Consider the following 25,376-nt stretch of genomic DNA (forward strand, 5'->3'; position numbering starts at 1 on the left):
CGTAGCGGTATGAGAATGGGGTGCTCACCGAACGAGTGCAACGCACAATGAAAGGGCTGCCGGTTCACAACATTTAGCCTTCCTGTCACGCTGCTGTGACATATATTAGGGAATAGGCGACAAGGGGACGAAGAGCCCCGGAGAACACGATTTTCAACAGGGATTCAGGCCGCTTAGGCCTGAGGCTGAGGACGAAAATGAAGCGTGGAATTGCCGTTCTGGTTTCGGTCAGTGCCCTCTGCGGCATCGCCTATTTCACGGCGAGCAAGTGGGCGATCAGGCACGAGACCATCACGTTCTACGATGCCTCGCGCGACAACCGTCCGGTGCCCGTGTCCATCGCGGTGCGCCGCGACAAGGAAATGCAGGCCAATGCCGGCATGATCAAGTTGCCCGTCGCAGTGATCAATCACGGCAACACCGTCAAGAACACCGAGTATGGCTTCCTCGCCAACATCTTCGCTGCGCGCGGCTACATGGTCATGAGCCCGCAGCACGATCTGCCGACTGATCCTCCGATGGTCACCAAGCCCGGCGAGCTCTATGTCGGCCGGCTGCCGCAGATACTTCGCGGTGTCGCCAACATCCATCTCGCCGTGCAGGAGATGAAGAAGGTTCAGCCCAACGCCGACTACGACAAGGTGACGATGGTCGGCCATTCCATGGGCGGCGACATCACCATGTACTTCGCCAAGCAGTATCCGGATGAGGTCAAGAAGGTCGTCACCCTCGACAATCTGCGCGTGCCCTTCGTCACCGCCGGCAAGTTCAAGATCCTGTCGTTCCGCTCCCAGGATCCGCAGTTCAAGGCCGATGCCGGCGTGATTCCGACCGACGAGGAATGCGAGAAGGCGGGCATTCAGGTCGTGAAGACCGAGTTCCAGCACAACGACATGCGTGATACCGGTCCGGATGTGGCGAAAAGCTCGATCCAGAGCATGCTCGACAAGTTCCTGAGCGCGACCGACAGCGAGATCGCGCCGGTCGACACGCAGTCCGCCCCGCCCAAGATCCTCGAGCCGGGCCCGGTTGCCTTGATGGCTCCTGCCAAGAGCTGACTTCCAAGATCTGACTTCCAAGCGCTGACCTCCAAGAGCTAACTTCCAAGAGCTTGCCGAGCTGACGTCGCCGCTCGACTGCACCAATCCTCGAAGCCTCCGCCGGTACCCGCCTGCGGAGGCTTTGCGCATTGACCGGGCCGCATGTGCTGACCACATTAGCTGCTGACGCAAGGTGTAGCAGCGATGTCGGGCGAACCCATCAAACCGCGCGGCCGCGATGCCGTCACTGCGCGAGCAGACAGCGTGCTGCCGCAAGCGCAAACCTCGACCTCGGAAGACATCGCCGCGTTCGTTGCCAAGGCGCGGACCCTCTCGCCGCATGCCCCGGGCGCGAGGGGGCGGCTGATCTTCGCGCTGGATGCGACCATGAGCCGGCAGCCGACCTGGGACATGGCCTGCGCGCTCCAGGCTGACATGTTTCGCGAGACCGCAGCGCTCGGCAGTCTCGACATCCGGCTGGTCTATTATCGCGGCCTCAACGAGTGCCGCGCCACGGCTTGGATTTCAGACAGCGCCAGGCTGGCGACGCTGATGAGCAAGATCGATTGCCGCGGCGGCGATACCCAGATCGGCAAGGTCCTGAGCGAGGCCAGGCGCGAGGCAGTCGCATCCGGCGTGCGGGCCGTGGTCTTCGTCGGCGATGCCATGGAGGAAGACATCGACGAGCTCTGCGCCAAGGCCGGCGAGCTCGGCATGCTCAAGGTGCCCGTATTCGTCTTTCAGGAAGGCCATGACGCGGTCGCCGAACAGGCGTTCCGCGAGATCACGCGGCTGACTGGCGGTGCCTGGTGCCGGTTCGATCCCGGTGCGGCGGCGCAGCTGCGCGAGCTGTTGCGGGCAGCTGCGGCCTATGCCGCGGGTGGACGTGAGGCGCTGTTGAAGCTGGCCGGAAGCGTGAGTGGCGCGGCGAAGCTGATCAGCCAGATGAAATAGCGGCCCGGCCGGTGCGGCTTGCGGCGCTGGACGCCATGCTTTTTGACAACAGCACGACTATATTCCGGCCATGACCCTGATCGCCGGCGCTGTCGCCGTTATCACGCTGTACCTGCTGCTCCAGATGTTCCGCTCCGCCAATCCAGCGGTGCTGGCGCGCACCCTCAAGTTCGGCGGCGGCGTGCTGGCGCTGGTGGTTGCGGCCTTCACCGGCTTGCGCGGCGAGCTGGCGGTTGCGATCCCGCTCGGAATTTTCGGCGCGGGCCTGCTCGGCTGGACACCACTCGCGAAAGCCGGCTTCGGCAATGTCGGCGGGGTGTTCGGCGGCGGTGCGACGCGCCCGTCCGGGCAGGCCTCGCGGGTGCGCTCGCAATTCCTGGACATGCGGCTCGACCACGATTCCGGCCAGCTTTCCGGCCAGATCGTTGCGGGGCCTCATGCCGGGCGCAATCTCGACGAATTCGATCTCGCCGGCTTGCTCGCGATGGTCTCGACGTTCGACGCAGAGAGCGTGGCCTTACTTGAAAGCTATCTGGACCGCCGGTTTCCCGCTTGGCGTCAGAACGCGCAGGGCGATACGGCAGGGCGGCAGCGCCGCACGGCGGCGAGCAGCAAAATGACGGCGGAGGAAGCCTATCAGATCCTTGGCTTGCAGCCGGGAGCGGGGCGCGACGACATCAGCCGGGCCCACAAGTCCCTGATGAAGAAACTCCATCCCGACCAGGGGGGCTCGACGTATCTCGCTGCCCGGGTAAACGAGGCCAAGGATACTCTGCTTCGCACGCATAACGGCTAACTCCGGCACCAACGCTACAAACGCCCGTACCGCGTGAGCTCCGTTTGCTCTGTCTGCCGTTGCCCGCCCTTGTCGGCGTGGTCGATCCCCTTGAGCAAAGTTTTAACCGTAAATCCTTGACGAGAGGTTGTCGTGGAACAGCCTTGTCCGGAACAGCCTGCGCATCACCGCCGCACCAAAACGAAAATGCCCGCGCAAGGCGCGGGCATTTGGTCTGGAGCGGAGAAGGAAATCAGTTGCGAACGGTGATGCAGGAGATCTCGGCACGCTTCAAGGTGCGGCAGACGGCTTCGGCCTGATCGCGCTCGAGCCCGGCGAAGCGGGCGCGGTAAAGCTTGCGATTGTCCTTGGCGACGACGGGCTCGGTGAACGGGTCCGCCTTGCTGAGCAGGCCGCGGGCCGAGTTGCGGGCCGCGTCGATGCGCTGCTGAGCTTCGTTCTCGCTCTCGAGCGCACCGACCTGGACGATCCAGCCGCTGTGGGTGACGGCGGGCTTGGCGGTGGCGCTCATCTGGATCGGCTGCGGCGTCGGGTCGGCCGAGGCGAGCTTGGGTGCGGCGGGAGCCGGTGTGGCGGCGGTTGCCGCCGGCAGCACGCCGAGAATGCCGTTGCCGGTACCGAAGCCCGCCGGCTGCCGCGGCAGTTCGGTGCGGGCCATCTCGGCCTTCGGCGCTTCGGGCTGGCTCACCGCCTCCGGCTTGTTGATGAGATCTGCCCTGGCGACGACGGCGCCGGAGGTTTCCGCGACGTCGGAGCGGTGCGGGACGGTGCTGGTGACCGGTGGCGCAACGACCTGGACACCACCCTGGGCCGGAGCCGCGGAGGCGACCTTCACGGCGCCGGCCTTGACCTGAACGGTCTTGACCCGAACCGGCTTCATCGGCTCGGACGAGCCGGGGATGATGGAGAGCGGCTGGCTCGAGATCACGCCATTGGTGAGCGGCGCCGGCTCCACCTTGGACTCCGTCGGCCGAGCTTCGGGTTTGGAGTGAGCGGGCGGCATCGCCGCAGTCGCTGCGGCCAGCGTCGACAGACGCGCGGCGAGGCGCGACGGGGCGGCTTCGGGAGCAGGGGCCGCCGCGGCCTGGACCGGCAGGGCGGGCCGTGCCGGCATATCCGAGGCATCGGCGACATCGGTGTTGGCTTCAGTGCCGTTGCGCTCCGTGACCGCGGCGACGGTGCGGACGGTCGCACCCTTGTCGAGGTTCTCCGCGAGCAGGTTGCGCATGATGGCGTCGCGCGAGCCACCGCTGCGGCCGCCGAGCACCACGCCGATCAGGTGCCGATTGCCGCGGCGGATCGAGCTGACGAGGTTGAAGCCGGAGGCGCGGGTGTAGCCCGTCTTGATGCCGTCCACGCCTTCGACACTGCCGAGCAGGCGATTGTGGTTGCGGATCGACTGTCCGCGCCAATTGAACGTCGAGGTCGCGAAATAGCGATAGTAGCGGGGGAAGCGCTCCTGAATGGCGCGACCCAGCGTGGCCTGGTCGCGCGCGGTCGTGACCTGCTCGTCGTTGGGCAGGCCGTTGGCATTGCGGTAAACCGTCCTGGACATGCCGAGCGAGCGCGCCTTGCGCGTCATCATCCGGGCGAAGTCGTCCTCGTCACCGGCGATCGCTTCCGCGATTACCACAGCTGCGTCGTTGGCCGAACGGGTGACGAGGCCCTTGATCGCGTCCTCGACGCGGATGGTCTGGCCGGCACGCAGATTCAGCTTGGTCGGATCCTGGTCGGCGGCGTGCTTGGACACCGGCATCTCGGTGTCGAGCTTCATCTTGCCGGATTCGAGGCGCTCGAACAGCAGATAGAGCGTCATGATCTTGGTCAGCGAGGCCGGGTGGCGGATCGCGTCAGGGCTCGTCGCCTGGAGCACTGCGCCGGAATTGCCGTCGATGATGATGGACGCGAATTTCGAGCTGGAGCTCTCGGACACGTCGTGCTGCACCCGGTGGTGCGCATAATGTCGACGATGGCGCCGCGCCTCGGCTGCGTCGATGGTGAAGATGACTGCGGTGGTGACCGTAAGAAGCCCGAAAACGCCAACCCGCGCCCAGCGCGAGGCAGACAAGTTTTTACGAAGCATGGAACCCCGTCCCCGTTTCTGACTTGATCACCGGCTCGTGAGGCGAAATTGTGCCCGACCGACCCGGGATCATTACCTGCTCAGGCTGTCCCTCCGCTGGTGTTGGCCGCGGGGGAAGTTGGACCCGAGCCGCTGTTCTGGCTAAGGTGATGTTCTCAAACGGCTTTTGGCCGCTCGCGGAAGTGACCACGTCCAGGGAATCAAGGTAGGGTGGCCCGGTTTCCAAAAGCTTAAGGAACCCTTGCGGGAAACCCCGGGAATCTCTGCGATTTGCGCCGGATTTGTGCGACGCACAAGATTCTTGACTTTTTTTGTGCGTTGCACTAATTTTGGGCGGAGTCAGGGAGCCGGGGCTTCCCGACGCGAGCCAGGGAAAAGGATTCCGAAATGTTCAAGGTTGAAGACTTCCAGAGCTACGGGAAAGAGCAGTTCGAGCAGTGCGTTGCCTCCGCGACCTCGGTGCAGCACGGCCTCCAGGCGATCGCCAGCGCCTATGGCGACTACACGAAGAAGTCGTTCGAAGACACCAAGTCCTTCGTCGAGAAGCTTTCCGGCGTGAAGTCGCTGGACAAGGCGATGGAAGCGCAGACCGATTTTGCCCGTTCCGCCTACGAAACCTTCGTCGCGGAATCGCAGAAGATTGCCGGCCTCTACAGCGACCTCGCCAAGCAGGCGTTCAAGCCGGTCGAGACCATCGTGTCGAAGTTCACCCCGGCCGCTCAGTAACGTCTCGAGACATCCTGGAATCGAAAAGCCCGGCTGAACCAGCCGGGCTTTTTGTTGTGAGCGATGCGACCGTCAGCGTGCGACGCGCAGCTTCGACAGCGAAGTGCCGATATCCTTGAACACCGAGACCGTCTGGCTCGCCGAAGTGACCAGATAGAACTTGTCGCTGCCGCTAGCACAATATTGCAGCACGCTCGAGGTCGGATCGCCGCCGGTGTTCACCTGCACCGTATAGATCGTGATGTTGTTGGGCTGGGCCTTGGCGTTGTCGCAGAGGATCTTCTGCCGGGCGTCGATCTGCGAAGCGCCGCTATACCAGCGGTTCTGCGTGTTGAGACCGTCGGAGAGCAGGACGATTGCGTCCTTGTAGGTGTAGTTCGTGTCCTTGGCCGGGGCATTCATGGGCTCGCCCGCCGACAGCGTCATCCAGCCCCAGGCAAGGCCGATGCCCTGGTTGGTGTTGCCGGTCGGAACCAGCTTGTCGATCAGAGATTTGAGCGAGGTCCAATCGTAGCTGAGCGGCATGACCGGCTGGATGTAGGCCGAATTGCTGGAGTTGCAGTAGGAATATTGCTCGGCCGGGAAAAGCGTAGCCGAATTGCTGCTCACTGGAGTCGTGTTCTTGGTGTCATAGTCCTGGTCACGATCGGTGACACACCCGTTCCACGTGTTGTGGTTCCTCGGTGTCCAAGTCTTGCCGTTGTTAACGCAGGTCCACTGTCTCGTGTAGGAAGAGTTGCTACAGGTCCCGTTCACAGCCTCCCAGTCGGACCAGTCGATCCAGCTCTTCGTGTAGTTGCTGCTGCCGACGTTGACGTCCTTGGCGAACGGCACGATCGAGATATAGACGTCGCCGTTGGTCTTCGCGAGCGCGCTGAGCTGGTCGACCAGGTTCTTCGCGGCCGTCTGCATCGCCGGCATCTTGCCGTCGGACGCCATCGATCCCGTAACGTCGAGCACCAAGGCCACGCGCATGCGCGTCAGGCCCCAGGCGCTGGTGGATGAGGTGCCGACGTCGAGGGTCGGGAAGCCGGCGATCTTCATGAAGCTGGTCGTGTAGGTGCCGGTTCCGGTCAGCTGGATCGTCGAGCCGATACTGGTGCTCGCGTTGTAGGTGGCGCCGACGCTGACCGAGGGCAGGGTCTTGGTGTCCGTGAACAAGGCGTTGAAATAGGATTGGGCCTTGGTGGCGATCTGAGACGTCGAGATGGTGCCGGCGGACAGGTCCCGTGACAGCATCAGCGCGGTGGAATCGAGGGCCGACTGCATTGCGGTACGCGCCTGGGCCGCACGGCTATAGTCGATCGCCGCGCCGACGAAGCTCAGCACTGGAACGAGCGCAATGGCGAAGATCACTGCGATGTTGCCTTGCTCGGCCGCTGCGAAACGGGCGAGTTGTCGACCAAGGCGGCTGACGAGGGGCAGACCAGACATGACGATCCCCGAAATCTGTATTTTGCCCGATTTCGCGCCATGCCATTGAATGGCAGGTAAATTGGACCGTAGAAAACCGGAGCGTTTTGCGGAAAACCGTCGCAGCCGGGTTAACGGCCGGGTTCCTGGTCAATACGTTCTAAACGTGCCCGGCGGAAGTTTTTGTCAAATCGCTCCGGATTGATTAACCTAATCAGGATCGCCCGGACCGGGAATCGGGACTGCTGCGACCGCCTGGGCTGAACCCCCGCGAGCTTGCGGCGGGCCGGGGGCAGGGCCATATTGCTGGCGAGCGATCCGGCCTCGACCGCATTTGCCGGGAGCGGCGATCCAAGGCGGCGCGCCTGCGCCAGGCTCCGAAGGGCGGGGTCGCGCGGTGACCGCCATTCGCTTCCGTGGGGAATTTGAACGCCTGTGCCATGCTGCAATTGACTTCCAGCCTCGATCTGTCCGCGCCAGCCGCTGCCGACGCGCCTCGCATGAGCAATGACGACAACCGTTCGGGTACTCCCTCGGGTCCGAGCACGTCGGTCATCACCAAGGTCAAGCCCAAGACCAAGCGGCCGAACCTGTATCGCGTGCTGATCCTGAACGACGACTACACGCCGATGGAGTTCGTCGTTCACGTGCTGGAGAAGTTCTTCAACAAGGACATCGAAGCCGCGACCAAGATCATGCTGCACGTCCATCATCACGGGATCGGCGAGTGCGGCGTGTTCACCTACGAGATCGCGGAGACCAAGGTGACGCAGGTGATGGATTTCGCCCGCAAGCACCAGCACCCGCTGCAATGCGTGATGGAAAAGAAGTAAGACGGCTTGCGGCGCGTTTGAAGCCCGCTCCTGTACAAGCCGCAGTGTGATTGTCGCGTAGCGGCTGCGCGCGGTGGGCTGCAGCCGGCAAAACTACGGAATTCTGCGCCGGCGCCGATCCCGCCCAAACCGGAACGGGTTTTGCATCGAAAAATGCCGCAAGTGTGTCGCCGCCGAGTGGCGGAACCGGTCTTTCGCCGCGGTCTTGTATAACTATATGTGACAAAGGTTGTTGTTGCCTGACCGGGCGATGACGATCATGATGGTGGGGGCCATAGAGGACGCGAATGCCGACTTTTTCCCAAAGCCTTGAACAATCCCTGCATCGTGCGCTGGCGATCGCAAATGAGCGTCATCACCAATACGCGACGCTCGAGCATCTCTTGCTCTCCTTGATCGACGACTCCGATGCAGCCGCGGTCATGCGCGCCTGTAGCGTCGATCTCGACAAGCTCCGTACGAGCCTCGTCAACTACCTTGAGACCGAATTCGAGAACCTGGTGACGGATGGCGCCGACGACGCTAAGCCGACCGCCGGTTTCCAGCGCGTGATCCAGCGCGCGGTGATCCATGTGCAGTCGTCCGGTCGCGAAGAGGTGACCGGCGCCAACGTGTTGATCGCGATCTTTGCCGAACGCGAGAGCCATGCCGCGTATTTCCTGCAGGAGCAGGACATGACGCGTTACGACGCTGTCAACTACATCAGCCACGGCATTGCCAAGCGGCCGGGCGTCTCCGAGGCGCGGCCGGTGCGCGGCGTCGACGAGGAGACCGAGACCAAGGGTAACGAGGACGCCAAGAAGAAGGGCGAGGCGCTCGAGACCTATTGCGTCAACCTCAACAAGAAGGCGCGCGACGGCAAGATCGATCCGGTGATTGGACGCAATTCCGAAATCAATCGCGCGATCCAGGTGCTGTGCCGCCGGCAGAAGAACAACCCGCTGTTCGTCGGTGAAGCCGGCGTCGGCAAGACCGCGATCGCAGAAGGGCTCGCCAAGCGCATCGTCGACAGCGAAGTGCCGGAGGTGCTGGCGGCGGCCACCGTGTTCTCGCTGGACATGGGCACGCTGCTTGCCGGCACCCGCTATCGGGGCGACTTCGAGGAGCGCCTGAAGCAGGTGCTCAAGGAGCTCGAGGCGCATCCCAACGCCATCCTGTTCATCGACGAGATCCACACCGTGATCGGTGCGGGCGCGACGTCGGGCGGGGCGATGGACGCCTCGAACCTGCTCAAGCCCGCGCTCGCCTCGGGCACGATCCGCTGCATGGGCTCGACCACCTACAAGGAATATCGCCAGCACTTCGAGAAGGACCGCGCGCTGGTGCGGCGCTTCCAGAAGATCGACATCAACGAGCCCACGGTCGAGGACGCCATCGCGATCCTCAAGGGCCTCAAGCCGTACTTCGAGGACTATCACCGGCTGAAGTACACCAATGAGGCGATCGAGGCGGCGGTGCAGCTCTCCTCGCGCTACATCCACGACCGCAAGCTGCCCGACAAGGCGATCGACGTGATCGACGAGTCCGGCGCGGCGCAGATGCTGGTCGCCGAGAACAAGCGCAAGAAGACCATCGGCATCAAGGAGATCGAGACCACGATCGCCTCGATGGCGCGGATCCCGCCGAAGAGCGTGTCGAAGGACGACGCCGAGGTGCTCAAGCATCTCGAGCAGACCTTGAAGCGCACCGTGTTCGGGCAGGACAAGGCGATCGAATCACTCGCCGCCTCGATCAAGCTGGCGCGTGCCGGCCTGCGCGAGCCGGAGAAGCCGATCGGCTGCTACCTGTTCTCGGGCCCCACCGGCGTCGGCAAGACGGAAGTGGCAAAACAACTCGCGGCGACGCTCGGCGTCGAGCTGCTGCGCTTCGACATGTCCGAGTACATGGAGCGGCACACCGTGTCGCGCCTGATCGGCGCGCCTCCCGGCTATGTCGGCTTCGACCAAGGTGGCCTGCTCACCGACGGCGTCGACCAGCATCCGCATTGCGTGGTGCTGCTCGACGAAATCGAGAAGGCGCATCCCGACCTCTACAACGTGCTCCTCCAGATCATGGACCACGGCCGGCTCACCGACCACAACGGCAAGCAGGTCAACTTCCGCAACGTGATCCTGATCATGACCACGAATGCCGGTGCGGCGGATCTCGCCAAGCAGGCGTTCGGCTTCACCCGGTCGAAGCGGGAAGGCGACGACCACGAGGCGATCAACCGGCAGTTCGCGCCGGAATTCCGCAACCGTCTCGATGCCATCGTCTCGTTCGGCCATCTCAGCGTCGAGGTGATCGGCACCGTGGTCGAGAAGTTCGTGCTTCAGCTCGAGGCGCAGCTCGGCGACCGCGACGTGACTATCGAGCTGTCCGAGCCGGCGAAGGCTTGGCTGGTCCAGCACGGCTACGACGAGCAGATGGGCGCACGTCCCATGGCGCGCGTGATCCAGGAGCACATCAAGAAGCCGCTGGCGGACGAGGTGCTGTTCGGCAAGCTGAAGGGCGGCGGCCACGTTCGCGTCGTGCTCGTCAAGGACGAGGCCGACGAGACCAAGGAGAAGATCGGCTTCGAATTCGTCGAGGGCCCGGTCACGCCGAAGCAGGAGAAGCTGCCCGGCACCCGCAAGCGCCCGCCGGGCAAATCCAAGCCGGGTGGCCCCGGCGGCTCGAAGGGGCCGACCTCCAAGGGGCCGCTGGTCAAGGTTTGATCGGCACAGGTGACAAATCGAAAAAGGCCGGCTGAGAGCCGGCCTTTTTTTGTTGGCTATCCGTACAGTGAACCGGTTTCAGTCGCCCCGGAGGCGCTGATCGTCCTGCACGCGGACGTGCTCGGCACCGCGCGCGCCGGCTGTGGAAAGCCGCAGCATGCTCAGCATCGCGCCGCAGAGCGCAAATCCAACGCCGACAAGGAGCGCCAGCCTGGTCCCCTCAACCGGATACCGTCCGAGCAACAGCGCCACCAGCGCCGCTCCGGTGGTCTGGCCGAGCAGGCGCGCCGTTCCCAGCATGCCGCTGGCGCCGCCGGCGCGCTCGCGCGGGGCGGCTGCGATCATGGTACGGTTATTGGGGGTCTGGAACAGACCGAAGCCGGCGCCGGCGAGCGCCATCCGCCAGATCACGTCGAGCGGCGTTGGCGTCGCCGGCAAGAAGGCCAGCGCGCCAAGGCCGCAGGCGAATAGCGTGAGCCCAATACCGCCGAGCAGGCCGGCCGGATAATGCTCGACCAGGCGGCCGGCGAGGGGGGCCGCAAACGCCAATGCAATCGGCCATGGCGTGATCAACAGGCCCATATGCACGGCCGAATAGCCGAAGCGGCTCTGGAGATAGAAGGGGATAGCGACGAAGGCGAGCATCTGCCCGCAGAACGACGCGATCGAGGTCGCAATCGACAGCGCGAAAACGGGGATACGCAGCAGGTCGACCGGCAAGAGCGGCGAGGTCATGTGAGTCTCGCGATAGATCAGCAGCGCACCCGCGGCGATCGCGATGGCGAATTGCACGAGACAGGTGATCGCGGCCTCGCCATGACCGACGCTGTCGACCGCCGCGATGCCGACGCCGAACGTGATCGCCGACAGCCCCGCACTCTGCCAGTCGAAGGAGCGGCTCGCGGGCTTGGTGTGCGGCAGGCTGCGCAGGCCCAGCACCAGCGTCACCACGCCGAGCGGCACGTTGATCGCGAACAGCCAGGGCCAGCTTCCGACTGCGAGGATGCCGGCGGCGAGCGTCGGGCCGATCGCGGCCGAGAAGGCGACGACGAGCGCGTTGAGCCCGATGCCGCGGCCGAGCAGGCTACGCGGATAGGTGAAACGCACCAGCGCCGCGTTGACACTCATGATGCCGGCCGCGCCAAAGCCCTGGAGGATGCGCGCGATCGTCAGCGTCGGCAGCGTGTGGGCCAGCGCACAGAAGGCCGATGACAGCGTGAACAGCGCCAGCCCGACCAGATAGACGCGTCGATAGCCGACGATCTCGCCGAGCGAAGCCAGCGGCAGCAGCGAGATCGTGATCGCGAGCTGGTAGCCGCTGACGATCCAGATCGACAAGGCCGGGGTCGCATCGAGATCGGCCGCGATCGTCGGCAGCGCCACATTGACGATGGTGCTGTCGACCACCGCCATGACGATGCCGAACGCAATGGTCAGCACCGCCTGATTGCGTTGCGGCTGCGGCAGGCCGTCGGCATGCTCGATGGTGACTGTCGACATCGTGAGCGGCGTATCGTTGGCGAATCGAACTCGGCCACATGCCGAGTATTGCGCCAACAGGGCAGGGTCGCGATAGTTCCGGAACCGCGCTGCCAGCGCGCCGGCTTACCCAAGCGCGCTTGATGCAGCTGTCCTACACCGCCGGTGGATTGCGGTCGCTGAAGGTCACGCGCTGGTGCCAGTAGGGATAGGGCAGCGTCACCGTGCTCGCGGCATCGAGCTTTGCGACCTGGTCCTTGGTCAAGGACCAGCCGACCGCGCCGAGATTTTCGCGCAGCTGGGTCTCGTTGCGTGCGCCGATGATCAGCGTCGAGACCGTCGGGCGCTGCAGCAGCCAGTTCAGCGCGATCTGCGATACGCTCTTGCCGGTCTCCTTTGCGATCTCGTCGATCGCATCGACGACACGGTAGACGTGCTCGTCCGAGACGGGCGGTCCGAATTCGGCCGTCTTGGGCAGGCGGCTGACTTCCGGTTTCGGCTGACCGCGGCGGATCTTTCCGGTGAGGCGCCCCCAGCCGAGCGGCGACCAGACCACGGCGCCCAACCCCTGGTCGAGGCCGAGCGGCATCAACTCCCATTCGTAGTCGCGCCCGATCAGGGAGTAGTAGGTCTGGTTGGCGACGTAACGCGGAAAACCGTGCTTGTCGGCGACAGCGAGCGACTTCATCAGGTGCCAGCCCGAGAAATTCGAGACGCCGACATAGCGGATCTTGCCGGCGCGCACGAGCACGTCGAGAGTCGAGAGCACCTCTTCGGGCGGCGTGAAGGCATCGAAACCGTGGAGCTGGAACAGATCGATGTAATCGGTGCCGAGCCGGCTCAGCGAACCGTCGATGGCTTTGAGCAGGTGCTCACGCGACGAGCCGATATCGTTGGGACCGTCGCCAAAGCGGAAGGTCGCCTTGGTCGAGATCAGGACCTTGTCGCGGCGACCCTTGATGGCCTCACCGAGCACCCGCTCGGACTCGCCGAGCGAGTAGACATTCGCGGTGTCGAACATCGACACGCCGGCCTCGAGGCAGATGTCCAGAAGACGCCGCGCCTCGGTCGCGTCCGTCGTGCCCCATGCCGCAAGGCGGCCGACGCCGCCGAACGTGCCCGTTCCCAGGCTCAAGGCAGGCACCATGAGGCCGGACCGGCCCAAGCGTCGGTATTCCATCGATCTGCTCCTCGGCTGGCCGCTCGTTGATCGGTACGGCCTTGGTGCCGAGTTTAGCGCAAGCGGGTGCCTTGTCCTATCACGCGCTCACATGGCGGCTCTGCTTGGTAGTCCGTATTTGTTAGGCTACGCTCGTGGTCTGCAAGTTTGCAGCCGAGATCTTCGCGCGCAGCCAAGCCTCGAACGCGCTGACATGGCTACGCCCTTTCGTCTCAGCCGAGCGCACCAGATAGTAGGAGATCGTCTCCACTTCGAATTTGGGTTCGCGGAACGGTACGATGAGCGTGCCCTTGTCCAGCTCCTCGGCGGCAAGGATCTCGCTCTCCAGCACCACGCCAAGCCCCTCGACGGCTGCATCGATCGCCATGGTGGAGCGGTCGAACCACAATTCGTGACGCGCCTTGATGATCGCGCCTGTGACCTTGCGCAGATAATCGGTCCAGGTCAGCGCGTTCGAGGAATGGATCAGCGTGGCGCGCGCGAGATCGCCGGGCTCGCGCAGGTCGAGCTGCTCGATCAGCCGCGGGCTGCAGAGCGGGCGCAGGCGCTCGGCGAGGAGCGGCTCAATCTGCCTGTCGTTCACGACTGGTGGGCGCCCATAGGCGATCGCGAGGTCGAAGCGGATGGTTTCGAGATCGCGCAGATCGGCGATGGTCGACAGTCTGATCCCGATCTCCGGATGCTGGCCGATGAAATCTCCGATCCGCGGTTGTAGCCATTTGGCGGCAAAGCTCGGTCCGCTGGCGATGAACAAATGATCACGCTGCGATTGCGGCGCCACCAGCCGCGTCGCACCCATGATCGTGCCGAACGCGCGCTCGATCTCGCCGGCATAGAGGCGGCCGGCGTTGGTAAGTACGGCACGGCCGGCCTGCCGCGAGAACACGCGCACGCCGAGAAAATCTTCGAGGTTCTGGATGTGATGGCTGATCGCGGAAGGCGTGACCCCGAGCTCCTCGGCAGCGCGGCTGAAGCTGCCGTGGCGGGAAGCAGCTTCGAACGCCGACAGCGCTTTCAGCGGCGGCATGCGCGGCCGCCCCGTTGAGCTTGCTTCATCGGCTGCTGAGTTTTTTGAACTGGCGCCCATCATGTCTGCCCGGTTACGAATTTCTCCATTGCACTGGCAAGTTTCGTACCGCGAACGCCCCGACGCAACAGCTGCGTGCCCACAACCTGACCCGAGACCGGCGAGCAGGCTCCGCATCGCCGCCCGTGCCCCGCGCGCGGCAGATGCCGCTTGCTTAAGGAGACGCCATGACTTCAGCGCTGAAACAAGCCGCCGACGAATTCCTGGTGCGGTACGGCGGAGACGTGTTCCCGAACCTTTTTACGACCGCGAAGGGGACCATCGTCACCGACAGCGACGGGCGCGACTATCTCGATTTCACCTCGGGGCAGATGTGCGCGACGATCGGCCACAACCACGCTGCTATTGTCGCGGCGGTGGAGCGGGCCGGGAAGAAGGCGTTCCATATGTTCAGCGGGATGATTCCCGAAGTGGTGGCCGAGCTCGCCCAGGTGCTGGCGACGGATTGGCTGCCCGGCGATCTCAAGCGCTCGATCTTCATCAACACCGGCTCGGAGGCGACTGAAGTCGCGCTCCGGATGGCCAAGATGTACACCGGCGGCTATGAGGTCCTTGTCCTCGGCGGCTCCTGGCACGGCATCACCGGCGGCGCCGCCTCGGTCTCGATGGCGAGCGACCGCAAGGGCTATGGTGTGCCGCCGCCCGGCGTGTTCGTCATCCCCGAGCCGAATGCCTATCGTCCCTACATCGACAAGGGGAGTGAGGAAGCATCCGCGCTCGCCAATCTCGAGCTGGCGCTGAAAATGTTCGACATGCAGTCGAGCGGGCGGGGCGCGGCGATCATCGCCGAGCCCGTGATCAGCGCCGGCGGCGTGCTGGTGCCGCCAAAGGCCTTCATGGAGGCGCTACGTAGAGCCGCCGACGACCGCGGAATGCTGCTGATCTTCGACGAGGCCCAGACGGCGTTCGGACGCATCGGCCGGAAGACGGGATCGGAACATTTCGGTGTCGTGCCTGACATCATAACGATGTCGAAAACGCTCGGCGGCGGGCTGCCGCTCGCGGCTGTATCGACCACCGAGGCGATCGAGAGCAAGCTGCACGAGGATCACTTTACCTATTACACCAGCCACGTCTCCGATCCGCTGCTGGCCGAGGTCGGGCTCGCGGTGCTGCGTGTGATCGCGGAGGAGAAGCTGGTCGAGCGTGCCAACGTCATGGGCGCCTATCTGCGCGACCACTTCGAGGGTCTTCAGCAGAAATACGAGCAGATCGGCGACATCAGGGGCATGGGGCTTCTGCTCGGCGTCGAGCTGGTCACCGACCGCAACAGTCGGCGCGCGGCCCACCAGCTCGGCGGCCTGACGACGAAGAAGTGCTTTGAACATGGGCTGAGCATGAACATCCGCCGCCGGCCCGAGCGCGGATCGGTGTGGCGCATCGCCCCGCCGCTGACCGTCTCGACCGAGGAGATCGACCGCGCCGTCGAGATCCTGGATCGATCCTTGAGGGAAAGCCTCGACGAGTTGTCGCGAAATTCCGCCGCATGATCAACAGTCCGGAGGCCGACATGATCCGCAGACACGCGCCGACGCTTGCCCTGGCCGTACTTTCGCTTGCGCTGTTGGACGTTCCGACGGCGCAAGCGGCCAGCCCAACCCTCGACAAGATCAGAGAGGTCGGCAAGATCAGCCTCGGCTATCGGGAGGCTTCCATCCCATTCGCCTATCTCGGATCGGACCAGAAGCCGATCGGGCTCTCGCTCGATCTCTGCTCCGCGGTGGCCGACAAGATCAGGATCGTGCTGCAGCGGCCGGAGCTGGGGATCGACTATGTCCCGGTGAATGCGTCCAATCGCATCCCGCTGCTCCAGAACGGCACCATCGACGTCGAGTGCGGCAGCACGACCAACACTGCCGAACGTCAGAAGCAGGTTTCGTTCTCCGTTGCGACCTATGTGGCATCACCGCGCTGGCTGGTGTCTGCGGCGTCGCGGGTGATGGAGCCGAAGGGCCTCGACGGGCAGACGGTCGTCATCACGCAGGGCTCGTTGAACGTTGCGGTCGCAAAGCAGGTTCTCGGCGAGCAGAAACTGAACGTGACGATCATCCAGGCCAAGGATCACGCCGAGTCCCTGCTGATGCTGGGAACGGGCCGCGCCGCGGCGTGGTTCGAGGACGACATCCTGATCGCCGGGCTCGTCGCGAACGCGTCCGATCCGAAGGCCTTCCGGATGCTGGGCGCGACCTATGCGCCGTCCTACTACGGATTGATGACCCGTCGGGAAGATCCCGAGTTCAAGGCCTTGGTCGACACCGCGATCAAGGAGAACATGGCCTCCGGCGCGTTCGACAAGCTCTATGCCAAATGGTTCGAGGCGCCGATTCCGCCGAAGGGACAGAACCTCCGGCTTCCCATGAGCGAGGCGATGAAGGCCCGCGTCGCCTCACCGAGCGAAACGCTCGCGCCGTAGGAGCGTCAATGCCGCAACTGGCTCTGCCTGAAGTCGCGCGGCGACATCCCGAAATGATCGCGGAAGACGCGGCCGAAATGCGAGAGGTCGTTGAAGCCCCAGGCGAAGGCGATTTCGCTGATGTGGCGATGGGCGAGCAGAGGCGAGGCGAGATCCCTCCGACATCGGGCGAGGCGTTCGGCAAGGACATGACGCTGGAAGGAGGTGTCCTCGTCTGCGAGAAGATCGTTGACATAGCGCGGGGAGATGCCGAGCGCGGCTGCGGTCTCAGCGACCGAGAGATCGGGATCGGCGAGGTGCGCGCGGATGTGCGCCTTCACTCGGTAGAGCAGGGCCGAGCGGTGGGTCGAGGACGGCAGCGGTGACTTGCCGAGCCGCTCGCTCAACGCCATCGCGAGCAGATCAACTGCCTGCTCCGACAGCGCCGTGGCCGTATCCGGAGCCAAGCTATCCGCATTCTGGCAGAGCCGGACAATGAAATCATAGGCGAGCCGCTCGAGCGGTGCGTCGACGCCAAATGACATTGCGGTCAGCGTCTCGGTGCCGCCGAGCCGCCGCTGCAGCATCTCGCGTGGGACCTTGAAGATGGTCTGCGTAAAACTGTCGTTGAACTTCAGCTCGTACGGGCGCGTTGTGTCGTAGATCGCGAACTCGCCAGGGTGGATCACGGTCTCGCGGCCGTCCTGCGCAACGCCACCGTTGCCGCGGTTGCCGAGCGCGACGAGGACGAAGTCCTGATCCGAGCGCGCGATGCGCGACGGTGTGCGGAAGACGTGCTGGCGGTCCGAGCAGACCTCGGAGCACACGGCCTTGCCGAGCGAGGCCTGCGTGACCGAGCCATGAAAGGCGCTGCCGAGGTCGGACTTGCAGTCGAGCCCGACGAAGACGTCGCAGACGATGTCCTGCCAGAGCGCGAGCCGCCGGTAGCCGGGACTGCCGTCTGTCGTGAACTGGATTGGCATCAGGACAGCCTCCCTTTCACATCCTGCAAAACCGCATGTTGGCGCAGATCGAGCCTGACCGGAGGCAAATTCCGTACCGGGCGATCCCTTCCAGTCGAGTTTTTGTTCCGCCGTGGTCGAGCGCCTGGCCGCCCGGCTTGGCCAAATAGACTGCATCGGACGTGGCTTGCGATCAACCGGCAATGGAGGCGGCAATGGGCATCGAACATCCGAAATACAAGGTTGCGGTGGTGCAGGCGGCTCCGGCCTGGCTCGATCTCGACGCTTCGATTGACAAGTCGATTGCGCTGATCGGGGAGGCCGCGGAAAAGGGCGCCAAGCTGATCGCCTTTCCGGAAGCTTTCATCCCCGGCTACCCCTGGCACATCTGGCTGGATTCCCCGGCCTGGGCGATCGGGCGGGGCTTCGTGCAGCGCTATTTCGACAACTCGCTGTCCTATGACAGCCCACAGGCCGAGCGCCTGCGCGAGGCCGTGCGCAAGGCAAAGCTCACCGCCGTGATCGGCCTGTCCGAGCGCGATGGCGGCAGCCTTTACCTCGCGCAATGGCTGATCGGCCCCGATGGCGAGACCATCGCAAAGCGCCGCAAGCTGCGGCCGACCCATGCCGAGCGCACGGTCTATGGCGAAGGCGACGGCAGCGACCTTGCCGTGCATGCGCGGCCCGACATCGGCCGGCTCGGCGCGCTGTGCTGCTGGGAGCATCTGCAGCCGCTGTCGAAATACGCGATGTACGCTCAGAACGAGCAGGTCCATGTCGCGGCCTGGCCGAGCTTCTCGCTCTACGATCCCTTCGCGCCGGCATTAGGGGCCGAGGTCAACAACGCGGCTTCGCGCGTCTATGCGGTGGAAGGCTCCTGTTTCGTGCTCGCGCCTTGCGCCACCGTCTCGCAGGCCATGATCGACGAGCTCTGCGACCGGCCGGACAAGAATGCGTTGCTGCATGCGGGCGGCGGCTTTGCGGCCATCTACGGCCCCGACGGCAGTCAGATCGGGGACAAGCTGGCGCCCGATCAGGAAGGCCTGCTGATCGCAGAGATCGATCTCGGCGCCATCGGCGTTGCCAAGAATGCCGCCGATCCCGCAGGCCATTATTCGCGGCCCGACGTCACACGGCTGCTGCTCAACAAGAAGCGGTACCAGCGGGTCGAGCAGTTCGCGCTGCCGGTCGACACCGTCGAGCCTATGGACATTGCCGCGGCGGCAAGCTGATCGCCGCGATCACGGGAGAGGATCCGGCCATGGAATCAGCAATTCCTGCGCATCTCGAAACCCCACGCACGCGCCACAAGCGCGTGCCGGACGATTACCAGCCGCCATATCCGTCCTTCGTGGCGCGCTACAAGCCTTCGGTCAGCCGGGTCGTGATGGCCTATTTCGGTGTTCAGTATGGCGGTGCGGCACCGGCGGCAGCAATTGACGCGTCGAAAGAACTCGCAGGATTGTTCGCAATGGATGGCGGCCCGTCACATTGGGACCGTGCGCGTTATGCCGATCAGTCCGGCTCCGAGAATGTTGTCACAGTCGCTTATTGGGACAATCTCGCGCGCTTTGATGCCTGGTTCGCGCGAGCTCGCGAGATGTGGACCGGGCGGCAGCGCGAAGGCATCGGTACCTTCATCGAGGTGTTGCGTCCCATTGTGACCCGTCACGAGACGCTGTTCTCCTCGCCCGATCGGCCCGAAGGTATCGCCGTCGTTGCGGAGGGCATGAGCGGTGAGGTGCAGGAGCACGCCTATTGGGGCGGCATGCGCGATCGCATCCCGCAATCACAGACCGATGCCATGGCGCCCGCGGGGACTCTAGGGCTGATCCGCGACGGCGCGCGGCTGAGAGTCGTGGCGCACGATAATCTCTGCCTGATCCGGTCCGGGCAGGACTGGAGCGATACGGAAGCATCCGAGCGAAAGCTCTATCTCGACGACGTCGAACCGGTGCTACGCGAGGGCATGGATTTTCTGCGCGATGATGGCCTCGCGATTGGCTGCTATGCCAACCGCTACATGCAGGTGCTGACGGCCGACGGCAGCGCGAGCGAAAAGTCCTACGGTCAGAGCTGGTGGAAGAGCCTCGCCGCGCTCGAACGCTGGGCGGAGTCGCATCCGACTCACGTCAAGATCTTCGGCGCGGCTATGAAATATCTGTCGACGCTCGGGCCGTCAGCCAAGCTGCGGCTCTATCACGAGGTGACGGTGGCAGCCGCCGATGAACAGTTCTTCGAATATCTGAACTGTCACTCGAAGACGGGTATGCTTGCTGCGGTCGAAACGGTCAGCACCTAAGCGACGCAATGGCCGAGCAGCTCGGGATGTGCCGCGCAGATGTGATGCGCGCCGGCCTCTCGCAGCTCGGTCTCGCTGCCATAGCCGTAGAGCACGCCGATGGCGGTCATTCCGTTGGTGCGGGCGCCGACCACGTCGTGGCTGCGGTCGCCGATCATGATCGCGCTGTTCCCATCGACCCTGGCCTCATCGAGCGCGTAGCGGAGCAGGTCGCGCTTGTCGACGCGCGTGCCGTCGAGCTCGGATCCGAACACGCGTTCGAAATACGGCTTCAACCCGAAATGATCGACGATGCGGCTGGCGTAGACGGCGGGCTTGCTGGTCGCCACGAACATGCGCTGACGTGTCGCTGCGAGCGAAGATAACGTGTCCGTAATTCCGCTGTAAGCCTCGTTCTCGAACAGGCCGATATCGCTGAAGCGCTCGCGATAGAGCAGCAGTGCGCGGTCGGCGAGCTCATCGGCTCCGGTGAGCTTTCGCAGGCTGGCAAGCAGCGGAGGGCCGATGCACCAGGTCAGTTCGTCCTCGCTCGGCACGGGAACGCCGAGCCGTTCCAGCGCATATTGGATCGAGCGGGTGATCCCGGGCTTCGGGTTCGTCAGCGTGCCGTCGAGATCAAAAAAGATTGTCACCATCGGGCGGGACCGGTGTTGATACTGCCGTCTGTTGCTAGTTGGCTCTGGTTCCAAGTCAAGGTCCGATTTGTCCTGTTACGTCGATGCCATGCGAATAGCTCGGGTCATTGCTGTCTTGTGCCAGGTCCTCGTGCAGTCGCCGGCGCTTGCAGAGGAGGCGCCCCCCATCGATGCGCCTCCGAAGGCCGAGGAACCCGAGAGGCCGCCGGAGAAACCGAACGACGCGCGCGAGAGCGACACGCGGGAGTCGATCTGCCTGATCGTGGAGGCGGCCGCGCGCGACAATAGCCTGCCGCTGGAATTCTTCGCGCGCGTGATCTGGCAGGAAAGCCGCTTCCAGGCCGATGCGGTCGGGCCCATGACGCGCAGCGGCCAACATGCGCAAGGGATCGCGCAGTTCATGCCGGGCACTGCCAGCGAGCGCGGGCTGCTCGATCCGTTCAATCCGGTGCAGGCCTTGCCGAAGTCGGCCGAATTCCTGAATGAGCTGCGCAACCAGTTCGGCAATCTCGGCCTTGCCGCCGCCGCCTACAACGCCGGCCCTCGGCGGGTGCAGGAATGGCTCGCCGGCACCGGACCGATGCCCGAGCAGACCCGCAATTACGTCTATGCCATCACCGGCACCAGTGTCGATGCCTGGGCCAAGGCGGGGAGCACCGGCAAGGGACCGCCCAGCTCACCCCCGACGAGCTGCCGTGATCTGATGGCGCTGCTCAAGCGTGCTCCCAATCCGTTCGTCGCCGAGCTCGAGCAGCATGTCGAGCTTGCAGCCGCAAAGATCTGGGGCGTCCAGCTCGCGGCCGGCTTCGACCGCAACAGGGCGCTGACGATGTATTCCCGGGCCGTGACGAAACTGAGCACCGTGATCGGCGAGCGTGATCCGAGCCTGCTCTCCTCGGTGATGCGCAGCCGCGGCACACGCGCGTTCTATCAGGTCCGCATCGGCACGGATACGCGCGCCGAGGCTGATGATCTGTGCAACCGCATCCGCAAGGCGGGCGGGGCGTGCTTCGTGCTGAGGAACAGGGGTGTGGCGGGGTAGGATAAGCTGTCATTCCGGGGCGCGACGAAGTCGCGAACCCGGAATCCATCGTCAGCGATTTCTGTGGCCTGATGGATTCCGGGTTCGCGCCAAGTGGCGCGCCCGGAATGACGGCGGTGGGTGTGTCACGCATGCCAGCCCCGCCGCACCCTTCCTTGACGCGCGCCCCCGTCTCGCCCGTTATGCCGGCACGATTCCTCACCGGCCAAAGCTTCCGTGGCGCTTCCTCCGCTCGATTCACCGCAATGGAATAGTCCCTGGCGCGCCTTCGCGTGGGGACTGCGCTCGATCACGCAGACGATCCTCACCATCGTGCTGTTCGTGACCTATCTCGGCATCGGTGCGCTCGCTCACGACACCCATTTCAGCCTGCTCTGGGCATTGTGCTCGACGCTGTTCGTCTGGGCAGGTCCGGCGCAGATCATCCTGATCACCACGCTCGGCTCGGGCGCCACCATCATCCAGTCGGCAATCGCGGTGACCGTCAGTGCCATCCGCCTGTTTCCGATGGTGGTCTCTGTGCTGCCGCTGATGCGCACACCCACGACCAAGCGGCGCGAGCTGATTTTCGCCGCGCATCTCACTGCAGTGACGCTGTGGGTCGAATGCCATCGCTTCCTGCCGCAGGTGCCGCGCGAACGGCGGATCGCCTTCGTCCACGGGCTCGGCTGCGGGCTCGTCTCCGTGTGCCTCGTCGCCAATATCGTCGGCTATTTCCTCGCCGCCAACCTGACGCAGACGCTTGGTGCGGCGATCCTGCTGTTGACGCCGCTGTCGTTCCTGTTCTCGACCGCGCGCAACAGCCGCGAGGTCGCCGATGTCGTCGCGCTCGTGCTGGGCATCGTGCTCTATCCTCTGGCGGCGAAGATGAACTCCGGTCTCGACATCCTCGTCAGCGGCGTGGTCGCCGGGACGATCGCTTATGGCGTGCACTGGTGGCGGGAGGTGCGCGCATGAGCTTTGCGCAAGCGATCGGCGACTGGCACGCGCTGGCGGTGCTGTTCGTCGCCGGCGTCATTCCCAACCAGATTTGGCGTATGCTGGGCTTGTGGTTCGGCGGTGGTATCGACGAGGGCTCGGAGCTGCTGGTCTGGGTCAGGGCGGTCGCCACCGCGATCCTGGCCGGCGTCATCGCCCAGATCGTGATCCAGCCACCGGGCGCGCTGGCCAGCGTGCCTGACGTCCTGCGCTATGGCGCGGTCGGTGCCGGGCTCGTCGTTTTCCTGCTGACCCGCCGTTCGATCTTCGCGGGCGTGGTCACGGGCGAGGTCTTCATGCTGGCCGGCAAGTGGTGGTTGGGCTAAAACCGCCAGCGAACAGCCAGGGAACAGGACATATGGTTCGCGAACAGGAGCTCCGCGAGGGCGAGGTCGCCATCGAGCTGCCGCCGACGCAAGATGCCGGCCTCGTCTTCATCGGTCGTATCCGCACGCCCTGGTCGTCGCGGCTGGAGACGCCGCGGCAGGGACGTCACGATGGCCCGATCTGCCGGCTCGAGATCTTCGAGCCGTTCGTGCCCGCGATCAAGGGCGTCGATTTCTACAGCAATCTCGAGGTCCTGTACTGGCTCGACAAGTCGCGCCGCGACATCATCCTGCAGAGCCCGAAGAACAACGAGAAGACCCGCGGCACGTTTTCGCTGCGCTCGCCGGTGCGGCCCAATCCGATCGGCACCTCGATCGTCAAGCTGGTCGGCATCGATGGCAATGCCATCCTGGTGCGCGGCCTCGATTGCATCGACAACACGCCGCTGATCGACATCAAGCCCGACCGCTGCGAGTTCACGCCGCTGGCCGCGCCGCAAAAGGGTGATTTCGAGACGGAGTGAGGGGCCTCCGCTCTAACCCCGTCATTGCGAGCGCAGCGAAGCAATCCAGAATCCCTCCACCGAGGCAGTCTGGATTGCTTCGTCGCAAGAGCTCCTCGCAATGACGAGGATGCAGCGCCGGCTATCCCTTCAACGCCGCCATCAGCTTCGCCGCGTGTTCTTGCAGCACCTTGTCGTCTTCCTTGCGGCTCGCCGGCGGCAACATGGCGACGCCGTCGTGGCGCGGCATCACGTGCATGTGCAGGTGAAACACCACCTGTCCGCCGGCAGGCTCGTTGAACTGCTGCACGGTGATGCCGTCGGCGTCGAACGCCTTCATCGCGGCGGCCGCGATCTTGTGCGCGCCGCGGGCGACATGGGCGTAATCGTCGGGCTTAATGTCGAGGATGTTGCGGGCAGGGGCCTTCGGGATCACCAGCGTGTGACCGGGCACCCGCGGCATGATGTCGAGGAAGGCGAAGACGTGCTCGTCCTCGTACACCTTGTAGCAGGGCAGTTCGCCGCGCAGGATCTTTGCGAAGATGTTGTTGCTGTCGTAGGCGGTCATGGCGGCGGCTCCTCGGACGATTTGCGCTTACTGTCACCAGCCGTGGCGAGGCGTCAAGGCGCCTCGTCGGCCCCTTTGCGGAACGGGCCGAGCTCGGCGAGCTCTCGTCCGGCTTCCGCAACATAGGCGCGCTCGCGCCTGAGGTAATCGTCGATGGCGCGGCGCAGGCCAGGATCGGCGATGAAGTGGGCGGAATGCGTGGTGCGCGGCAGGTAGCCGCGCGCGATCTTGTGCTCGCCCTGCGCGCCGGCCTCGACGTGTTTGAGGCCGCGCTTGATCGCGAAATCGATCGCCTGGTAGTAGCAGACCTCGAAATGCAGGAACGGGTGATGCTCGACCGCGCCCCAATTGCGGCCGAACAGCGTGTCCGAGCCGATGAAGTTGATCGCGCCCGCAATCCAGCGATTGTTGCGGCGGGCCATCACCAGCAGCACGTCCTCGTTCATGGTCTCGCCGATCAGCGAGAAGAACTCGCGCGTCAGATACGGCCGACCCCATTTGCGCGAGCCGGTCTCCATGTAGAATGCGAAGAAGGCATCCCAGGCATCCTCGGTGATGTCCTTGCCGGTGAGCCAATGGATCGTGATGCCGGCCGCAAGGGCATCGCGCCGCTCGCGCTTGATCGACTTGCGGTGGCGCGAGTTCAACGTCGCCAGGAAGTCGTCGAAGCTCGCAAAGCCCTCATTGTGCCAGTGGAACTGCTGGTCGGTGCGCTGGAGGAAGCCGTGCTCGGCGAGCAGCTTCCATTCCGACTCCCGCGCGAAGGTGACGTGAACGGAGGAGGCCTTGCTGACGCCGCACAGCGCGATGAGCCCGCTCGCCAGCGCCTCATTGATGCGCTCGCGATCGATGCCGTCGCGCACCAGCAGCCGCGGCCCCGTGGCCGGCGTGAAGGGAACCGAGACCTGGAGCTTCGGATAGTAGCGTCCGCCGGCGCGCTCATAGGCGTCCGCCCAGCCGCGGTCGAAGACGTACTCGCCCTGGCTGTGCGATTTCAGATAGCAGGGCACGACGCCAGCCACGCGGCCGCCGAGCTTGGCGACCAGATGCCGAGGTCCCCAGCCAGTCCGGATCGTGGCCGAGCCCGATTTCTCGGCCGCAGAGAGAAAGGCGTGGGAGACGAACGGGTTATAGGCGGGTCTTGAGAGGTCGAGGGAATCGCTTGGAAGAGCGGATAAGGTTCCGGCGCCAGCCCCGTTGCACCGTCCGCCGGGATTGGCGCAGGCGTCCCAATCCTCCGGTGACACGTCGCCAATCGAAGGTACGGCCTCGAGCGTGATTTCCGATGATGCCATCGTGCCCAAGATCGTGCATTGCAGCAGCGACTTCAAGAGGGCGGGGGAACACAGGTCTCGTGCCCCGGACGCGGCGCAGCACTCCT

General features: G+C 64.5%; 23 protein-coding genes. 14 read left to right on the top strand and 9 right to left on the bottom strand.

Annotated features, from left to right (window positions below; all coding sequences use genetic code 11):
- Positions 1 to 197 precede the first annotated feature (197 nt).
- The 3 genes from ABIA40_RS08740 (at position 198) to ABIA40_RS08750 (ending at position 2,790) form a co-directional block, all read left to right on the top strand.
- The gene (locus ABIA40_RS08740; protein WP_157286663.1) at positions 198 to 1,058 is read left to right on the top strand and encodes an alpha/beta fold hydrolase; all 861 of its coding nucleotides are present in this window, start codon (positions 198 to 200) and stop codon (positions 1,056 to 1,058) included.
- Positions 1,059 to 1,244: 186 nt separating this feature from the next.
- Complete coding sequence (locus ABIA40_RS08745; protein WP_404540613.1) at positions 1,245 to 1,994, top strand: VWA domain-containing protein; 750 nt, start codon at positions 1,245 to 1,247, stop codon at positions 1,992 to 1,994.
- Between the two features lie 70 nt (positions 1,995 to 2,064).
- Positions 2,065 to 2,790 (top strand): DnaJ domain-containing protein, encoded by a 726-nt coding sequence (locus ABIA40_RS08750; protein WP_404540616.1) that lies wholly within the window; start codon positions 2,065 to 2,067, stop codon positions 2,788 to 2,790.
- Positions 2,791 to 3,022: 232 nt separating this feature from the next.
- Here ABIA40_RS08750 and ABIA40_RS08755 read toward each other — a convergent pair whose 3' ends face one another.
- Entirely contained in the window at positions 3,023 to 4,873 is a 1,851-nt protein-coding gene (locus ABIA40_RS08755) for a serine hydrolase (RefSeq protein WP_404540619.1), read from the bottom strand.
- A 387-nt stretch (positions 4,874 to 5,260) separates the two neighbouring features.
- Between ABIA40_RS08755 and ABIA40_RS08760 the strand changes: the two genes are divergently transcribed.
- Positions 5,261 to 5,599 (top strand): phasin family protein, encoded by a 339-nt coding sequence (locus tag ABIA40_RS08760; RefSeq protein ID WP_028135884.1) that lies wholly within the window; start codon positions 5,261 to 5,263, stop codon positions 5,597 to 5,599.
- Between the two features lie 72 nt (positions 5,600 to 5,671).
- Here ABIA40_RS08760 and ABIA40_RS08765 read toward each other — a convergent pair whose 3' ends face one another.
- Entirely contained in the window at positions 5,672 to 7,033 is a 1,362-nt protein-coding gene (locus tag ABIA40_RS08765) for a TadE/TadG family type IV pilus assembly protein (RefSeq protein WP_275510167.1), read from the bottom strand.
- A gap of 479 nt (positions 7,034 to 7,512) precedes the next feature.
- Between ABIA40_RS08765 and clpS the strand changes: the two genes are divergently transcribed.
- On the top strand, positions 7,513 to 7,845 hold the full coding sequence (gene clpS / locus ABIA40_RS08770; RefSeq protein ID WP_036015195.1) for an ATP-dependent Clp protease adapter ClpS: 333 nt from the start codon (positions 7,513 to 7,515) through the stop codon (positions 7,843 to 7,845).
- Positions 7,846 to 8,132: 287 nt separating this feature from the next.
- Positions 8,133 to 10,541 carry an ATP-dependent Clp protease ATP-binding subunit ClpA gene (clpA, locus tag ABIA40_RS08775; protein WP_036015184.1) on the top strand — a complete coding sequence of 803 codons (2,409 nt, stop codon included), beginning with the start codon at positions 8,133 to 8,135 and terminating at the stop codon, positions 10,539 to 10,541.
- A 78-nt stretch (positions 10,542 to 10,619) separates the two neighbouring features.
- Here clpA and ABIA40_RS08780 read toward each other — a convergent pair whose 3' ends face one another.
- From ABIA40_RS08780 to ABIA40_RS08790, 3 genes are all read right to left on the bottom strand, one after another.
- Entirely contained in the window at positions 10,620 to 12,041 is a 1,422-nt protein-coding gene (locus ABIA40_RS08780) for an MFS transporter (protein ID WP_271538209.1), read from the bottom strand.
- 133 nt (positions 12,042 to 12,174) lie between these two features.
- Positions 12,175 to 13,200, bottom strand: coding sequence for an aldo/keto reductase (locus ABIA40_RS08785; protein WP_157286657.1), 1,026 nt, complete (start codon positions 13,198 to 13,200; stop codon positions 12,175 to 12,177).
- Positions 13,201 to 13,321: 121 nt separating this feature from the next.
- Complete coding sequence (locus ABIA40_RS08790; protein WP_404540626.1) at positions 13,322 to 14,227, bottom strand: LysR substrate-binding domain-containing protein; 906 nt, start codon at positions 14,225 to 14,227, stop codon at positions 13,322 to 13,324.
- Positions 14,228 to 14,454: 227 nt separating this feature from the next.
- On the opposite strand from ABIA40_RS08790, the gene ABIA40_RS08795 reads away from it, so the two are divergent.
- Positions 14,455 to 15,777, top strand: a complete 1,323-nt coding sequence (locus ABIA40_RS08795; RefSeq protein WP_271538205.1) for an aspartate aminotransferase family protein — start codon at positions 14,455 to 14,457, stop codon at positions 15,775 to 15,777.
- Positions 15,778 to 15,797: 20 nt separating this feature from the next.
- Complete coding sequence (locus ABIA40_RS08800) at positions 15,798 to 16,700, top strand: amino acid ABC transporter substrate-binding protein (protein ID WP_271538203.1); 903 nt, start codon at positions 15,798 to 15,800, stop codon at positions 16,698 to 16,700.
- Between the two features lie 5 nt (positions 16,701 to 16,705).
- On the opposite strand, the gene ABIA40_RS08805 is transcribed toward ABIA40_RS08800, so the two are convergent.
- Entirely contained in the window at positions 16,706 to 17,662 is a 957-nt protein-coding gene (locus ABIA40_RS08805) for a helix-turn-helix domain-containing protein (protein ID WP_404540630.1), read from the bottom strand.
- 194 nt (positions 17,663 to 17,856) lie between these two features.
- On the opposite strand from ABIA40_RS08805, the gene ABIA40_RS08810 reads away from it, so the two are divergent.
- Positions 17,857 to 18,873: a carbon-nitrogen hydrolase family protein gene (locus ABIA40_RS08810; protein ID WP_404540633.1), complete on the top strand. Its 1,017-nt coding sequence runs from the start codon at positions 17,857 to 17,859 to the stop codon at positions 18,871 to 18,873.
- Between the two features lie 29 nt (positions 18,874 to 18,902).
- Positions 18,903 to 19,943, top strand: a complete 1,041-nt coding sequence (locus tag ABIA40_RS08815) for a phenylacetaldoxime dehydratase family protein (protein ID WP_271538197.1) — start codon at positions 18,903 to 18,905, stop codon at positions 19,941 to 19,943.
- On the opposite strand, the gene ABIA40_RS08820 is transcribed toward ABIA40_RS08815, so the two are convergent.
- Entirely contained in the window at positions 19,940 to 20,578 is a 639-nt protein-coding gene (locus ABIA40_RS08820) for an HAD family hydrolase (RefSeq protein WP_271538195.1), read from the bottom strand. The two genes, ABIA40_RS08815 and ABIA40_RS08820, sit on opposite strands and share 4 nt — an antisense overlap.
- Before the next feature lie 88 nt (positions 20,579 to 20,666).
- Between ABIA40_RS08820 and ABIA40_RS08825 the strand changes: the two genes are divergently transcribed.
- From ABIA40_RS08825 to tsaA, 4 genes are all read left to right on the top strand, one after another.
- The gene (locus tag ABIA40_RS08825) at positions 20,667 to 21,620 is read left to right on the top strand and encodes a lytic transglycosylase domain-containing protein (RefSeq protein WP_271538193.1); all 954 of its coding nucleotides are present in this window, start codon (positions 20,667 to 20,669) and stop codon (positions 21,618 to 21,620) included.
- 216 nt (positions 21,621 to 21,836) lie between these two features.
- The gene (locus tag ABIA40_RS08830) at positions 21,837 to 22,577 is read left to right on the top strand and encodes an AzlC family ABC transporter permease (protein ID WP_036039333.1); all 741 of its coding nucleotides are present in this window, start codon (positions 21,837 to 21,839) and stop codon (positions 22,575 to 22,577) included.
- Complete coding sequence (locus tag ABIA40_RS08835) at positions 22,574 to 22,924, top strand: AzlD domain-containing protein (RefSeq protein ID WP_404540637.1); 351 nt, start codon at positions 22,574 to 22,576, stop codon at positions 22,922 to 22,924. The genes ABIA40_RS08830 and ABIA40_RS08835 overlap by 4 nt, the downstream gene beginning before the upstream one ends.
- 32 nt (positions 22,925 to 22,956) lie before the next feature.
- Complete coding sequence (gene tsaA / locus ABIA40_RS08840; RefSeq protein WP_275510157.1) at positions 22,957 to 23,448, top strand: tRNA (N6-threonylcarbamoyladenosine(37)-N6)-methyltransferase TrmO; 492 nt, start codon at positions 22,957 to 22,959, stop codon at positions 23,446 to 23,448.
- Positions 23,449 to 23,569: 121 nt separating this feature from the next.
- On the opposite strand, the gene ABIA40_RS08845 is transcribed toward tsaA, so the two are convergent.
- A complete protein-coding gene (locus ABIA40_RS08845) occupies positions 23,570 to 23,995 on the bottom strand; it encodes an HIT family protein (RefSeq protein ID WP_275510156.1) in 426 nt (141 codons plus the stop codon).
- Positions 23,996 to 24,048: 53 nt separating this feature from the next.
- Positions 24,049 to 25,290, bottom strand: coding sequence for a GNAT family N-acetyltransferase (locus ABIA40_RS08850; protein ID WP_404540640.1), 1,242 nt, complete (start codon positions 25,288 to 25,290; stop codon positions 24,049 to 24,051).
- Positions 25,291 to 25,376 lie beyond the last annotated feature (86 nt).

Source organism: Bradyrhizobium sp. USDA 223 (genome assembly GCF_044909005.1).
In the GTDB taxonomy this organism is placed as follows: Bacteria; Pseudomonadota; Alphaproteobacteria; order Rhizobiales; family Xanthobacteraceae; genus Bradyrhizobium; species Bradyrhizobium yuanmingense.

Excerpts from the sequence above, each read along its gene's own strand:
- ABIA40_RS08740 (WP_157286663.1), top strand. The coding sequence starts at position 198 with ATGAAGCGTGGAATTGCCGTTCTGGTTTCGGTCAGTGCCCTCTGCGGC.
- ABIA40_RS08745 (WP_404540613.1), top strand. The coding sequence starts at position 1,245 with ATGTCGGGCGAACCCATCAAACCGCGCGGCCGCGATGCCGTCACTGCG.
- ABIA40_RS08750 (WP_404540616.1), top strand. The coding sequence starts at position 2,065 with ATGACCCTGATCGCCGGCGCTGTCGCCGTTATCACGCTGTACCTGCTG.
- ABIA40_RS08755 (WP_404540619.1), bottom strand. The coding sequence starts at position 4,873 with ATGCTTCGTAAAAACTTGTCTGCCTCGCGCTGGGCGCGGGTTGGCGTT.
- ABIA40_RS08760 (WP_028135884.1), top strand. The coding sequence starts at position 5,261 with ATGTTCAAGGTTGAAGACTTCCAGAGCTACGGGAAAGAGCAGTTCGAG.
- ABIA40_RS08765 (WP_275510167.1), bottom strand. The coding sequence starts at position 7,033 with ATGTCTGGTCTGCCCCTCGTCAGCCGCCTTGGTCGACAACTCGCCCGT.
- clpS (WP_036015195.1), top strand. The coding sequence starts at position 7,513 with ATGAGCAATGACGACAACCGTTCGGGTACTCCCTCGGGTCCGAGCACG.
- clpA (WP_036015184.1), top strand. The coding sequence starts at position 8,133 with ATGCCGACTTTTTCCCAAAGCCTTGAACAATCCCTGCATCGTGCGCTG.
- ABIA40_RS08780 (WP_271538209.1), bottom strand. The coding sequence starts at position 12,041 with ATGTCGACAGTCACCATCGAGCATGCCGACGGCCTGCCGCAGCCGCAA.
- ABIA40_RS08785 (WP_157286657.1), bottom strand. The coding sequence starts at position 13,200 with ATGGAATACCGACGCTTGGGCCGGTCCGGCCTCATGGTGCCTGCCTTG.
- ABIA40_RS08790 (WP_404540626.1), bottom strand. The coding sequence starts at position 14,227 with ATGCCGCCGCTGAAAGCGCTGTCGGCGTTCGAAGCTGCTTCCCGCCAC.
- ABIA40_RS08795 (WP_271538205.1), top strand. The coding sequence starts at position 14,455 with ATGACTTCAGCGCTGAAACAAGCCGCCGACGAATTCCTGGTGCGGTAC.
- ABIA40_RS08800 (WP_271538203.1), top strand. The coding sequence starts at position 15,798 with ATGATCCGCAGACACGCGCCGACGCTTGCCCTGGCCGTACTTTCGCTT.
- ABIA40_RS08805 (WP_404540630.1), bottom strand. The coding sequence starts at position 17,662 with ATGCCAATCCAGTTCACGACAGACGGCAGTCCCGGCTACCGGCGGCTC.
- ABIA40_RS08810 (WP_404540633.1), top strand. The coding sequence starts at position 17,857 with ATGGGCATCGAACATCCGAAATACAAGGTTGCGGTGGTGCAGGCGGCT.
- ABIA40_RS08815 (WP_271538197.1), top strand. The coding sequence starts at position 18,903 with ATGGAATCAGCAATTCCTGCGCATCTCGAAACCCCACGCACGCGCCAC.
- ABIA40_RS08820 (WP_271538195.1), bottom strand. The coding sequence starts at position 20,578 with ATGGTGACAATCTTTTTTGATCTCGACGGCACGCTGACGAACCCGAAG.
- ABIA40_RS08825 (WP_271538193.1), top strand. The coding sequence starts at position 20,667 with ATGCGAATAGCTCGGGTCATTGCTGTCTTGTGCCAGGTCCTCGTGCAG.
- ABIA40_RS08835 (WP_404540637.1), top strand. The coding sequence starts at position 22,574 with ATGAGCTTTGCGCAAGCGATCGGCGACTGGCACGCGCTGGCGGTGCTG.
- tsaA (WP_275510157.1), top strand. The coding sequence starts at position 22,957 with ATGGTTCGCGAACAGGAGCTCCGCGAGGGCGAGGTCGCCATCGAGCTG.
- ABIA40_RS08845 (WP_275510156.1), bottom strand. The coding sequence starts at position 23,995 with ATGACCGCCTACGACAGCAACAACATCTTCGCAAAGATCCTGCGCGGC.
- ABIA40_RS08850 (WP_404540640.1), bottom strand. The coding sequence starts at position 25,290 with ATGGCATCATCGGAAATCACGCTCGAGGCCGTACCTTCGATTGGCGAC.